This window comes from Adlercreutzia sp. ZJ473 (assembly GCF_013185065.1).
Taxonomy (GTDB): domain Bacteria; phylum Actinomycetota; class Coriobacteriia; order Coriobacteriales; family Eggerthellaceae; genus CAAEEV01.
Genome location: NZ_JAAVTO010000030.1, coordinates 1 through 12,364, shown reverse-complemented (window position 1 = coordinate 12,364; position 12,364 = coordinate 1). Strand labels below are relative to the sequence as shown.

At 67.4% G+C, this 12,364-nt stretch carries 11 protein-coding genes; 8 read left to right on the top strand and 3 right to left on the bottom strand.

What is annotated here, in order from left to right:
• Positions 1 to 200 precede the first annotated feature (200 nt).
• Positions 201 to 1,154, top strand: a complete 954-nt coding sequence (locus HRL41_RS07080) for an ABC transporter ATP-binding protein (protein ID WP_172136163.1) — start codon at positions 201 to 203, stop codon at positions 1,152 to 1,154.
• Positions 1,151 to 1,864 (top strand): ABC-2 transporter permease, encoded by a 714-nt coding sequence (locus HRL41_RS07075; protein ID WP_172136162.1) that lies wholly within the window; start codon positions 1,151 to 1,153, stop codon positions 1,862 to 1,864. The genes HRL41_RS07080 and HRL41_RS07075 overlap by 4 nt, the downstream gene beginning before the upstream one ends.
• 154 nt (positions 1,865 to 2,018) lie before the next feature.
• On the opposite strand, the gene HRL41_RS07070 is transcribed toward HRL41_RS07075, so the two are convergent.
• The 3 genes from HRL41_RS07070 to HRL41_RS07060 all read right to left on the bottom strand — a co-directional run bounded on the left by HRL41_RS07070 (position 2,019) and on the right by HRL41_RS07060 (position 4,446).
• Entirely contained in the window at positions 2,019 to 3,032 is a 1,014-nt protein-coding gene (locus tag HRL41_RS07070) for an alpha/beta hydrolase (protein ID WP_371808815.1), read from the bottom strand.
• Positions 3,033 to 3,150: 118 nt separating this feature from the next.
• Positions 3,151 to 3,426 carry a hypothetical protein gene (locus HRL41_RS07065; RefSeq protein ID WP_172136160.1) on the bottom strand — a complete coding sequence of 92 codons (276 nt, stop codon included), beginning with the start codon at positions 3,424 to 3,426 and terminating at the stop codon, positions 3,151 to 3,153.
• 132 nt (positions 3,427 to 3,558) lie between these two features.
• The gene (locus HRL41_RS07060; protein ID WP_165173187.1) at positions 3,559 to 4,446 is read right to left on the bottom strand and encodes a LysR family transcriptional regulator; all 888 of its coding nucleotides are present in this window, start codon (positions 4,444 to 4,446) and stop codon (positions 3,559 to 3,561) included.
• A gap of 203 nt (positions 4,447 to 4,649) precedes the next feature.
• Between HRL41_RS07060 and HRL41_RS07055 the strand changes: the two genes are divergently transcribed.
• The 6 genes from HRL41_RS07055 to phnC form a co-directional block, all read left to right on the top strand.
• Positions 4,650 to 7,547 (top strand): molybdopterin-dependent oxidoreductase, encoded by a 2,898-nt coding sequence (locus HRL41_RS07055; protein ID WP_172136159.1) that lies wholly within the window; start codon positions 4,650 to 4,652, stop codon positions 7,545 to 7,547.
• Between the two features lie 12 nt (positions 7,548 to 7,559).
• Positions 7,560 to 8,138: a 4Fe-4S dicluster domain-containing protein gene (locus HRL41_RS07050; RefSeq protein ID WP_172136158.1), complete on the top strand. Its 579-nt coding sequence runs from the start codon at positions 7,560 to 7,562 to the stop codon at positions 8,136 to 8,138.
• Positions 8,135 to 9,121, top strand: a complete 987-nt coding sequence (locus HRL41_RS07045) for a molecular chaperone (RefSeq protein ID WP_172136157.1) — start codon at positions 8,135 to 8,137, stop codon at positions 9,119 to 9,121. Before HRL41_RS07050 ends, HRL41_RS07045 begins: the two co-directional genes overlap by 4 nt.
• 21 nt (positions 9,122 to 9,142) lie before the next feature.
• Positions 9,143 to 9,895, top strand: a complete 753-nt coding sequence (locus HRL41_RS07040) for a DmsC/YnfH family molybdoenzyme membrane anchor subunit (protein ID WP_172136156.1) — start codon at positions 9,143 to 9,145, stop codon at positions 9,893 to 9,895.
• A gap of 463 nt (positions 9,896 to 10,358) precedes the next feature.
• Positions 10,359 to 11,435, top strand: coding sequence for a phosphate/phosphite/phosphonate ABC transporter substrate-binding protein (locus tag HRL41_RS07035; protein ID WP_165173687.1), 1,077 nt, complete (start codon positions 10,359 to 10,361; stop codon positions 11,433 to 11,435).
• Positions 11,436 to 11,447: 12 nt separating this feature from the next.
• Positions 11,448 to 12,364: phosphonate ABC transporter ATP-binding protein (gene phnC / locus HRL41_RS07030; RefSeq protein ID WP_172136155.1), on the top strand; the 917-nt coding region annotated here is incomplete at its 3' end.

Here is a 12,364-nt window from a genome sequence, read left to right as displayed (position 1 = left end):
CGCACCAGGCGTAACGCGGCGGCGTCAAAGCGCCAGCGCTCGCACGAGGCGTGACGCGTTGACGCCAAGTGCGGCGGCGCTCCCTCGTCGGACACGTTGACGCCAGGCGCGGCGGCGCGGAAGCGCCCTTGTGGTTCACGAACGAATGTTTCACGTGAAACATTCCTGCATTGCGAAAGACGTCCAGAAAAGGAATGACTATGTACGACCTCGTCAGGGTTGAGAACCTTGCAAAAGCGTATCCGGGGTTCACGCTCGATCACGTGAGCCTGAGCGTGCCAGCTGGCTGCGTGACCGGATTCATCGGATCGAACGGTGCTGGCAAAACCACCACCATCAAGACGATCCTCGGGCTCATCCGCCCGAGCGCGGGCAACGTCGCGCTCTTCGGCGAGCCTGTCTGCGGATTTGAGGAAGGTGGGGAATTATCAACAGATCAGAAGAATGTGGCGAACGCAAGCAGCGCGCCTCAGATCCACGAAGCGGCGCTCGTCCGCGCGAAGGCGCGCATCGGCGTGGTGTTCGACGCCTGCCCCTTCCCGAGCGAGTCGCTCGTGAGCGACGTGGAGCGCATCGGGCGCTTCGCGTTCCCCACGTGGGATCGCGGCCTGTTCGAACAGTACGCGCGCCAGTTCGACCTCGGCGCGAAGAAGCGGGTGAAGGAGCTCTCGCGCGGCATGGGCATGAAGCTGCAGCTGGCGTTCGCGCTGGCGCATGCGCCTGAGCTGCTCATCCTCGACGAGGTGACGGCGGGGCTCGACCCCATGGCGCGCGACGAGGTGCTCGACATCCTGCGCGGCTTCATGACCGACGAGCGCCGCGGCATCCTCCTGTCGAGCCACATCACGTCTGATCTGGAGAAGATCGCCGACTACGTGGTGTGCATCGACGCGGGGCGCGTGATGTTCGACTGCACGGTCGACGTGATCTGCGACGTCGCGGGCGTGGCGCGCTGCGGCGCCGAGCAGGCGCGGGCCATCGTCGAGAGCGGCGCGTTCGCGCCGGGCAGCCTGCGCGTCATGGCCGGCGCGTACGCGCACGAGGTGCTCGTGCCCGACCGCGCGCTCCTGTCCCGCCGCTTTCCGAAGGTGGCGTGCGAGCGCGTGAGCATTGACGACTACATGAGGCTGATGTTGAAGGGAGAGGCCCGATGAAGGCGATGATATTTTCCGACTTGATTACCATGCGCCGCAGCTTGATCCAGCTGCTCGTCATCATGGCGGTGGTTTCCCTCGTCATCGCGCTCAGCGTGGACACGTTGGCGGCCACGGCGGCGTGTGCCGCGACCCTGGTTCCCTTCTCGTTCGTGTTCAACGCCTCGGCTTACGACGAGGTGAACAATTGGGGGTCGTTTCGCCTGGCCATGCCCATGAGCCGCCGTGACGTGGTGGCGGGGCGCTACGCGAGCCTGCTTCTGGTGACGGTGCTGTCGCTCGGGATGAGCCTGGCGTACACGTTTGCCATCACGGGCGTGGCGGCGCTGCTTGCCGGCGTGATGGGGCAGGGCGCGCCGCTTGAGAGCCTGCTTCTGGAGAACAACCCGCCCGAGATGATCGTGGCCGCCGGTTTGGCGGGCGTGGTGGCGGTGCTGGTGGCGGCTTCCGTCACGCTGCCGTTCATCATGCGCTTCGACATGACGCTTGCCGTTCGCGTGCTGCCGTTTGCGACGCTGTGCGGGGTAGGGGGCTTCTGCGCCGCCGCCGGCAACGGCCTGTTCGACGGGCTTCTGCCCGCGGGTGCGCTGGAGCCTCTCTTCGGCAGCGGGTATGCGGGCCTGTTCGTCGTCCTCGTGGTGGTGCCGCTTGCGCTCTACGCGGCGAGCCTGGCGATATCGCTGCGCGTGTGCCGCTCGCGCGAGCTGTAGCGGATGGGGCGCGCTGCGGGGGCGGGACGATGCTGCGTGCGGCCTCGTCCCGCCCCCGCATGTTTTGCTGAAGCGATGCCTTCGCCCGCTTCCGCGCGGGCAGAGCCCCGCGCTCCGCGCCCCGCCCCCGCATGTGTTCGCGTCGGCGTCGGCCCTACAGGTGCTCGCGCAGGAACGCCTCGATGGCGTCGAAGGGGATGACGTCGAGGTTGTCGTAGAGGTCCGTGTGGTTGGCGCCGGGAATCACCATCAGGCACTTGTTGGCGTTCTGGTAGCCGCCTTCGGGCTGCTTGAGCTGGGCGAAGGCGTCCAGGCTGAAGTAGAGCGAGTGCGCCTTCTCGCCGTGGAGCATGAGCACGGCGCTCTCGATCTCTCTCGCGTAGGCCAGAAGCGGCAGGTTCGCGAACGGCAGCGACGAGGTGACGTTCCAGCCGTCGTTGGAGTTCAGCGAGCGCGGGTGGTAGCCGCGCGGCGTCTTGTAGTAGGCGTAGTAGTCGCGCACGAACTGCGGCGCGTCCTCGGGCAGCGGGTCGACGACGCCGCCCGCGCGCTGGTAGGAGCCGCTCGCGTAGTCGGCCGTGCGCTGCGCGTTGAGGGCCTGGCGCAGGCTGCGGCGCGCGTCCGCGTTGTCGTCGGCGTCGAAGTAGCCGCGCGCGTTCACGCGGCTCATGTCGTACATGGTGGCGGTCACCGTGGCCTTGATGCGCGTGTCCTGCGCGGCGGCGGAAAGCGCCAAGCCGCCCCAGCCGCAGACGCCCACGATGCCGATGCGCTCGGGGTCGACCCCGTCAAGCGTGGAGAGGAAGTCCACCGCCGCGCAGAAGTCCTCGGTGTTGATGTCGGGCGATGCCACGTAGCGCGGCTCGCCGCCGCTCTCGCCCGTGAACGACGGGTCGAAGGCGAGGGCCAGAAAGCCCCGCTCGGCGAGCGTCTGCGCGTACAGGCCGCTCGACTGCTCCTTCACGGCGCCGAACGGGCCCGACACGGCCACGGCGGGCAGCAGCGCTGGGGCGCCTGCCGCGTCATCGGCCGCCTTCGGCGCGTAGAGGTCGGCCGCCAGCGTGACGCCGTAGCGGTTGTGGAACGTGACCTTGCGGTGGCTCACCTTGTCGCTCTGCGGGAACACCTTGTCCCACTCCTGAGCGAGCTCAAGTTTCTCGTTTTGCACGGGTTCTCCCATCTTCGTCGTAAACCTGAGCATATGGTAAGGCGAAGGCGCGCGCAGGCGAACTGCCCGTAGCGTAATTCGCTCTATGCCTCGAAGGCATAACCCAACGTGCCCGCCTTTAGGCGGTGTGGCTCACGGGGAGGGCGAGGTACCAGGCGAGCCGCTCGTCGACGATGCCCTTCAGGTCGGCGCGCTGCTCCTCGGCGAAGTCGGCGCGTGCGTCGATCTCGGACTTGAGCCGCTCGGCGAGGCTGCGGGCCGTGCCCTCGCCCGGTGCCGGGCAGCAGGGGCGCATGAAGAAGCGCACCCAGTGCGTCTGCGCTTGCATGGCCTCCTTGAGGTCCTCGTAGCTCTCCTCGCTCCCGATGGTGATGACCTCGCACTCCGTCTCCATGGCGTCCTCCTTGCCTGGTCGGCCTTTCGTCATGAGGGCAGCATAGCCGATGGGTTTCCCGAAGTGAACCAGGCAAAAGGCCATCGGGGGCGCTGCGGCCGCAACATGCCGGCTTCGCGCTACCTTGCCGCGCTACTTCGCCGCCTCTTCCACCACCTCGTGCAGGACGTCGAGGAATACCTGGGCTTGCTTGGTGGGCAGCGACTTGCGCCAGATGATGCCCTGCCTCGACTCGATGCGAGGCTCAAGCGGCACGAAGGCGAGCTTGCTGGACCCGTCCGACGACATCAGCCCCTCGTAGGTGAAGGCGATGCCAAAACCCCGCTCCACGAGCCACTGCACGTTGGAGGGCAGGTCGTACGCGGCGATGATCTCGGCGGTCTCCGCGAGGGACCCCAGCCAGCTGCGCAGCGGCTCGGCGTTCGCCCCCTGCCGCGGGGTGATGAGCGCCCGCCCCTCGAGGTCCGCAGGCCCCACGCTCGCGCGGCAGGCGAGCGGGTCGTCGCGGCGCATGACCATGCCCCAGCGGTCGCGCTCGGGCAGCACGAGGGCGTTCAGGTTCACGTGCGCCTGCATCTCGCACTCGAGCATGAGGTCGAAGCGCCCGCGCACGAGCCCGTCCATCAGATCCGACGTGGTCCCGCTGTACAGCTGGAAGTCGATGAGGGGGTAGGCGTCGCGCACGCGGCGCATCGCCTCAACGAGCGTGCCCACGAGCCGCGTCTCGCCGGCGGCTATGTGCACGCTGCCCGAGACGGTCTTGGCGGGCAGCGAGATGTCGGCCTGCGCCTTGTCGGCGAGTTCCACGATGCTCTCGGCGTAGCGCGCGAGCATGGCGCCGTGCTCGGTGAGGGAGACGCCCGCGTGCCCACGCGTGTAGAGCTGGCGTCCCAGCTCGTCCTCGAGCGCGGCGAGCTGCCGCGAGAGCGTGGGCTGGGTGACGTGCAGCCGCTTGGCGGCATGCGAGAGGCTGCCCTCCTGCGCCACGGCGAGGAAGTACCTGAGGGTCCGTATCTCCATGACGTGCTCCTTCCGTCGGCTGCCGTGGGGCGCCTGTCCCGCAGGCGCTCGATCGCCCGCATCCTCAGCCGCTCACCACTGCATATACCTTACAAGCATAGTTTTATTTACATTATAGGTAATTGTCATACCTTGTGTCTACTCCGTATTCTCCTGTCCAGAGGTTCCGAAGGCACGGAACGGAAGAAGGAGGAGAGCAAGATATGTCACTTCTTGACAGAAGCATCAAGCGCCGCGACTTTCTGCACCTGAGCGCAGGGGCTGCCGCTGCCGCTGCGCTGGCGCATGCCGCAGGTGCGGGCACGGCGCATGCCGCTGAGGCGGGTGCGAACGGGGGCGCCGCGCCGCACGACGCCGTGGCGCATGATGACGAGGTCGTCGACGGGAAGGGCGAGTGGATGCCCATCCACTGCCACCAGAACTGCAACCAGATGTGCCTGAACATGGGCTACGTGGTCGACGGCGTGGTGGTGCGCCAGAAGACCGACGACTCGCATGCCGACAGCTTCGACTGCCCCCAGCAGCGCGGCTGCCTGCGAGGGCGCTCGCTTCGCCAGCAGGTGTACAACGCCGACCGCATCAAGTACCCCATGAAGCGCAAGAGCTGGCAGCCCGGCGGCGGCGAGAACGCCCACGGCGAGCTGCGCGGCAAGGACGAGTGGGAGCGCATCAGCTGGGACGAGGCGCTGACCTACGTGGTCGACGAGCTGAAGCGCGTCTACGAGGAATACGGTGAGAAGGGCGTCATCTGCAACGCCTGGCGCTGGGCGCCCGGCTCGGCGATGTTCCCCGTCATCGGCGGCGCCATCTACGACTCCGAGGTTGAGTCGTTCGGCACGTGGGCTTTCCAAACCGAGGCTTTGGGCATGTACTCGTGGGGCGACCATCCCGACATCATGATGGCGCCCGACAAGTACGACCTGCCGAACGCCGACACCATCGTGCTGTACGGCTGCAATCCCGCATGGTGCCACTACTCCTCCATGTACTGGCTGCACAACGCCAAGAAGTCCGGCACGCAGTTCGTGTACGTGGGGCCGAACTACAACGAGTCGGCCTCGTCGCTGGACGCTCGCTGGATTCGCGTGCGCCCCGGCACTGACACAGCGTTTCTGCTGGCGGTCATCTACGAGATGATTCGCCTTGACGAAGAGCGCGGCAACGTCATCGACTGGGACTTCGTGAACGAGCGCACGGTGGGGTTCACGCCTGAGACCATGCCGGCCGACGCGAAGCTCGACGAGAACTTCCGCGACTACGTGCTGGGCGCCTACGATGACACGCCGAAGACGCCGGAGTGGGCAGCCGAGATCTGCGGCACGCCGGTGGAGGACATCACCTGGTACGCGGAGCTCGCGGGCAAGGAGAACAAGGTCGTCTTCCTGCACAGCTACGCCTCCTCCCGCTACCTGGGCGCGGAGAACCTTCCCCAGGCGTTCATGACCGTGTCGGCCCTAGGCGGCCACTACGGCAAGTCGGGCCACGGCTCGGCGGCCATCTACACATGGGATGCGGGCGACTCGGGCTACCGTCTCATCCAACACGCGGGCGGCGACTACGGCTACATCGACAACTTGGTGGGCTCGCCTGCGGTGACCGGTCCCGGCAAGAACATCGAAGGCCCCGCCTGGTGGCGCTGCATGCTGGACGGAAGGTACATCACCACCTCCGACGGCCCCTTCGACCTGGGCTCTTCCGACGCGGTGAACGACCCGACGAAGCTGCGCGCCAACACGCCCACCTATCATGAGGCGCAGGAGATGGAGGTCAACCCGCGCCTGCTGATCGCCACCAACTCGAACTTCATGCAGACGCGCGGCGACCTGAATACGGCCATCAAGGTGATGCGACAGGCCGACACGTGCGTGTCCTTCGAGATCAAGCTGTCGCTGACGGCCCAGTTCGCCGACATCATCCTGCCGGTTATCACCCATTGGGAGGGCAACGACGACGAGAGCTGGGGGGAGCTTGCCTGGCCGAGCCCGTTCGGCGACGGCAACGGCCAGAAGCAGCGCAAGGACGCTCTTCTGGCGTGGCGCCCGCTCATCAAGCCGCTGTACGAGGCCCGCGACGAGAAGCAGGTGTTCCGCGAGATCATCGAGCGCATGGGCGCGAACCCCGACGACGCCTACCCGAAGAGCAACTACGACCAGTGGCTCGGCTACTTTTTGGGCATGCGCGAGCTGGCGCCCGACCTGTCGAAGTGGGAGCCCGTCATCACCTGGACCGACGAGGACAACGAGAAGTACCACGCGAGCTATCCGACCCAGGAGGGAAAGGTGGCCTTCGACCAGTTCATGGCCGACGGCTGCTACGTGTGCACGCGCTCTGCGGATGACGCGCGCAACTACGTGGGCTACCGCGACGACAAGCTGGGCATCGGGGAAGATGGCGAGTCGGTGGTCGTGGCCGACACCGCCTGGCCGCGCCCGTCGGTTTCCGGCAAGCTGGAGATCTACTGCCAGTTCAAGGCCGACAACGTCAACCGCACGGGTCTCGCCGACGAGCCCCTCAAGCCCTATGCGAACTACTTCGTGCCGCGCCGCGGCTACCAGGAGACCTTCGCGAACTGGGAGACCAAGGAGAAGGGCAAGTTCCCCCTGCAGGCGTTCACCCCGCATTACATGCGCCGTGCGCATTCGTGCTACGACAACATGGCGTGGACGCAGGAGGCGTTCCGCAACCCGGTGTTCATGAACGCCGCGGACGCCGCCGAGCGCGGCATCGAGGCGGGCGACACCGTCATGTGCTTCAACGACTTCGGCAAGATGCTGCGCATCGCGCAGCCGCTGCAATCCATGATGCCCGGAACCGTCGCCATCCCGCATGGCGTGCACTCGGTGTTCGACGAGAGCGATCCCGAGGACATCATCGACCGCGGCGGCAGCGAGCAGATGCTCTCCGACCATCAGCTGTCCAACTACTTCCCGCACCTGAACGGCTACAACAGCCTGCTCATCGAGGTGAAGAAGTACGACGGGGAGCCGCTGTGCGAGGACTTCGAGCGCGCGCCGTTCTTCGCCGCAGGCGTTGACGACGCGGCTGCGCCCGCGTACCTCGCCGACCCCGCCGCCATGTACGCGGCGAGCAACGAGAACTAGGAGGAGACGGTCATGGCTTACGGATTCTACTTCAACATGCAGCGCTGCATCGGGTGCCGCACGTGCCAGGTGGCGTGCAAGGACCGTCACGACATGCATGCGTGCGGGCCGCGCCCCCGCCGCGTGGACACCTTCGAGTGCGGGGAGTACCCCGACGCCGCGCTGTTTCACCACGTGATGAGCTGCAACCACTGCGAGAACCCGGCGTGCGTGGCGAACTGCCCCACGACGGCGATGTACAAAGACGCGAGCGGCATCGTGCTGCACGACGACGGCAAGTGCGTGCAGTGTCGCATGTGCATGGCGGCGTGCCCCTACGGAGCGCCGCAGTTCGACGAGGTCACCAGCATGATCGTGAAATGCGACAGCTGCATCGACCTGCGCGCGGCTGACATGCAGCCCGTCTGCGTGGCGGCGTGCCCCATGCGCGCGCTTGACTTCGGCGATATGGACGAGCTGCGCGCGAAGTACGGAGACGACGCGGTGAGCGAGCTGCCGTACCTGCCGAGCGCAGCCTACACGTCGCCGAACGTCTTGGTGACGCCCGCCGCGGCGGCGCTGCGCGAAGGTGCTCAGGCGGTCACGCTATGACGGCCGGTGCCGGGCGGGAAGACGCCGGGCGCGTGGACGAGCGGGCTGGCGGCGCCGAGCGCGCCGAGTGCGCAAGCGACGCGCTGCAGCTCGAGGCGCTTCTGGTGGCGCGCGCCCACCTGTACACGCTCTTTCACAAGCTGACGGGAGGCGTGCCTGACGAGGCGGTTCTCGGGGCGCTTCTCAGCGAGGCGACCGCGGACGTGGTTGAGGAGCTCGCGCAGGGAAGCGATGTGCTCGCGGGGTTCGCGGCGTTTCTGGCGGACATGCGGGCGCGCTGCTGCGGCGCCGGCGATGGCTCTGGAGCGGCCGGGGCCGTTGGAGCCGCTGACGCCGCCGCGAGCCCGTCGGCGCCTGCTCACCTCGGCGCGACGGCTGCGGCGGAGCTGCTCGACGCCGCACGCGATGAGTACGTGCGCGTGTTCGTGGGCCCGGGCGCCCTGCCAGCCTCCCCGTACGAGTCGCCGTACACGGGCGCGCACGATGCGGCGCTGTTCCAGGCGAACACGCTTGCGGTGCGCGCGGCTTATCGCGAGCAAGGCTTTTCCCTGCGGCGCGTCCAGGCGGTGCCCGACGACCATGTGTCCGCCCTGTGCGCGTTCATGGCGCAGCTGGCCGGGCGCTCGCTCGCGGCGTTTCGCGCACGACGCGCCGACGACCTCGCGCGGCAGCTGAGGGCGCAAGAGGCGTTCGCCTCCGCGCACCTGACGCCGTGGCTCGGCGTGTACGCGAAGAGCGTGCGCAACTCCAAGGCGGGTGCGCGTGCGGTGCTCTATCCGCAGCTGCTCGAGGCGCTCGCGGCGTTTGCGCAGGTGGACGTCGTGCTCTTGGAGGAGTCGGCGTTCTGGGCGGAGTCGGGCGCCCTGCCCGCGGAGGCGGCGGGCGGCTTCGAGCAGCTTGCCGCCGCGAACGACGCGCTCGCGGCGCTTGCGACCCTGCGCCCGTTCGGCATCGTAGACAACGAGATTGTTCCCCTCAACTAGACTTAGGACGGTTGGTATACCATGATTTCCGAATTCCCCTTGCTGGCGTTCACCGTGCTCACGGGCTTGGCTGCGGGCGCCTACGTGGGCGCGGCGACGTTCCCCGACGAGCGCGAGACCGCTCGCCCGTGGCTGTTCCCCCTGATCGCTCTCGTGTTGGTGGCGGCGGGCTGCTTCGGCGCACTCGGGCACCTCGGGCGCCCTGCGCTGGCGCTGACGGTGCTCAACAATCCCGCGAGCGCGCTCACCTCGGAGGGCATCGCGGCGTGCGCGCTTGGCGTAGTTGCCGCGGTTGACCTGGTGTTCTGCGTGTCGAAGAAGCGCGCATCGCGCGGTGTGCGCATAGTCGGCGCCGTGATCGGCGTCGTGCTGATGCTCGTGATGACGCGAGCGTACGCGACAACGTACGGCGTTGTCGCGTGGATTGCCGCGCCGACGCTGCCGCTGTTCCTCGTCGGCGGCCTCGCCGCCGGCATGGCGTTGTGGGCGGTGCTGCGCGGTAAGCTTGACGGCGCGCTTGCGCTGGTGCTCGGCATGCTCGGCGTGCTGCTTGCCTGCGTGCTTGCCTGGCAGGCGGTTGTATTCGCAGGGCTTGGGGAGGATGCGCTGTGCCTCGGCGCCGGCGCTGCGCTGGCGCTCGCGGCTGGCGCGGTGGCGTTCGTCACCCGCGCAGGCAAGATTGCACCCCGGACGGCGAGCGTAGTCGTGGCAGTGCTTGCTGTCGCGGCGCTTTGCGTCTCTCGTTACGGCTTTTACATGGCAAGCATCCTGTAGCTCTCGGAGGCGCGCGCCGAATGCAAGGGAGCAGCCGCGTGCTGCTCCCTTTTTTTGCGATTCGAAAGACTGATCGTATGGGTGCGGTTTGCCTTCGCCGGGTTCCCACCTGCGCAACATGATGGACTTACGAATGATAAAGAAAGATAAACGAAGATAGACGAAGATAGACGAAGATAAAGGATGATAGAGGACGTCCTGCGGGCGGGGTTCCGACGGCGCGGCTTCGGCCCCTGCGGAACCACCCCGACGCGTGAGCGCCGCTTCGCCCACCTGGGCTTTGACTGAATCTTTTCCAACTTCGTCCGCTTTCCTTGCGCGCACTTGACCTTCCTCAAACACGGCGCTCCTACTATGGGCACCATGCCGGCGCAAGCGGAGTCCCCCTCCCACTCCCGCTTGCCTGGCGCAACAAGCCATCTGGCCCGCTCCCGCAAGGCGGGACGAGGAAGGAAAGTGAAGAATGGAGACGCAACCGATCGACCGCCGTCACTTCGTGAAGGGCACGGCAGCTCTGGCACTCATGGGGCTCACCTGGGGATTCGTGGGATGCTCGTCAGGGAGCCAGGAAGGCTCGAGCAGCTCTGCGGCGCAGGGCGGCGCAAGCAGCGAGCCTGTCACCATGGTGTGGCTGCCCGACAACTCCGCCAGCGACCTCACCGCCTCGCGCGAGGCCATCGGCGCCGCCATCACCGCTGCGTGCGGCAGGAAGGCCGAGCTGCTCACCACCACCGACTACAACGTCGCCATCGAGTCGATCGCCACGGGCAAGGCGCACATGGCGCTGCTCGGCGCCGAGGGCTACGTGCAGGCGAACAAGAAGAACTCCCAGGTGCAGGCGGCGTTCACCGACTCCGACGAGGAAGGCGGGCTCGAGGGCGCCTGCTACTACAGCCGCATCAGCGTGCTCGAGGAGAACGCCGACCAGTACAAGGACGGCGCGGGCTACTCGATCGAGAACATCAAGGGCAAGTCGTTCTCGTTCGTGACCGCCACCTCCACCTCGGGCTTCAAGGTCCCCTCCGCCGCCATCGTGAGCGAGTTCGGCCTCGACAGCTCTGACGTGCTGCTCGAAGCCGGCGGGTTCTTCTCCGAGGTGCTCTTCGGCAACTCGCACCAGGGCTCGGCGGTGAACCTGCTCTCGGGCGACGCCGAGGTGGCCGCCTTCGACGACGTCGACGTGGACATGTTCCTCAACCTGGTGTCGGGCGAGGCCAACATGCCCGGCTCGGTGTACGAGGTGAAGGCCGACGCCGAGGCGCCCTTCGACGCCGTGCGCGGCAAGCGCTTCACCATCATCGCCTCGACGCCCGTGCTCAACGCGCCGTTCTGCTTCAACGAGGGCGTCATCTCGGACGAGGACCGCAACAAGATCATCGACTACTTCTGCTCGGACGCCGTGGCGAACGACGAGCGCATCTTCGTCAACCCCGACGACGAGAACGCGAAGGGCATCTTCGAGAAGGACTCGGAGAAGAAGTGCTTCGTGCGAACCGACGACGCGTGGTATGACCCCATCCGCAAGCTGAGCAGCAACTAGGGGAGACGGGCCATGCGAGAGGAAAGCCCTCTTCTGGCGGTGAGCCACCTCACGAAGAGCTACGACGGCTGGTCGCGCGCGCTCGATGACGTGACGTTCAGCCTGCGCCGCGGCGAGTTCGTGAGCATCATCGGCTCGTCGGGCGCGGGCAAGTCGACGCTTCTGCGCTGCGTGAACCGGCTCGTGGTCCCCACCTCGGGCGTGGTGGCGTTCGACGGGCGCGAGGTGTGCACCGCGAGCAGGCGGGAGCTGCGCGCCCTGCGCCGCCGCATCGCCATGGTGTTCCAGCACTACAACCTGGTGGGGCGCTCCACGGCCGTGGAGAACGTGCTGCAGGGCCGGCTGGGCTACAAGTCGTCCCTGGCCGGGTCGCTGGGCATCTTCACCGAGGAGGAGAAGCGCCGCGCGTTCCAGGCGCTCGAGCAGGTGGGCCTGAGCGACTTCGCCTACGCGCGCGCCGACTCGCTCTCGGGCGGGCAGAAGCAGCGCGTGGGCATCGCGCGCTCGCTCGTGCAGGACCCGCTGCTCATGCTGGCCGACGAGCCCATCGCGAGCCTCGACCCCAAGTCCTCGCGCACGGTGATGGACCGTCTGCGGTGGGCGGCCGACGAGCTGGGCATCGCCTGCTTGGTGAACCTCCACCAGGTTGACTTCGCGCTCGAGTACTCCGACCGCGTCATCGCGCTCTCGGGCGGGCGCAAGGTGTTCGACGGCGTGCCCGCAGAGCTCGACGAGGCGACCGTCAAGGCCATCTACGACGGCAAGCACGACTCCGCGCAGCAGCCTGCGGAAGCGGGGGAGCTCGCGGCGGCGGAAGGGCTTGCGGAAGCGGAGGCGCTCGCAGGGGCGGAGGCGCCTGCGGAAGCGGAAGCGGATGGCGAAGGGGCGGAAGGCGGGCGGGCCGCCGCCGCGGCCGCGGCCGCCCGCCC

Coding starts and splice junctions, on each gene's coding strand:
- HRL41_RS07080 (WP_172136163.1), top strand. CDS start 201: ATGTACGACCTCGTCAGGGTTGAGAACCTTGCAAAAGCGTATCCGGGG.
- HRL41_RS07075 (WP_172136162.1), top strand. CDS start 1,151: ATGAAGGCGATGATATTTTCCGACTTGATTACCATGCGCCGCAGCTTG.
- HRL41_RS07065 (WP_172136160.1), bottom strand. CDS start 3,426: ATGGAGACGGAGTGCGAGGTCATCACCATCGGGAGCGAGGAGAGCTAC.
- HRL41_RS07060 (WP_165173187.1), bottom strand. CDS start 4,446: ATGGAGATACGGACCCTCAGGTACTTCCTCGCCGTGGCGCAGGAGGGC.
- HRL41_RS07055 (WP_172136159.1), top strand. CDS start 4,650: ATGTCACTTCTTGACAGAAGCATCAAGCGCCGCGACTTTCTGCACCTG.
- HRL41_RS07050 (WP_172136158.1), top strand. CDS start 7,560: ATGGCTTACGGATTCTACTTCAACATGCAGCGCTGCATCGGGTGCCGC.
- HRL41_RS07045 (WP_172136157.1), top strand. CDS start 8,135: ATGACGGCCGGTGCCGGGCGGGAAGACGCCGGGCGCGTGGACGAGCGG.
- HRL41_RS07040 (WP_172136156.1), top strand. CDS start 9,143: ATGATTTCCGAATTCCCCTTGCTGGCGTTCACCGTGCTCACGGGCTTG.
- HRL41_RS07035 (WP_165173687.1), top strand. CDS start 10,359: ATGGAGACGCAACCGATCGACCGCCGTCACTTCGTGAAGGGCACGGCA.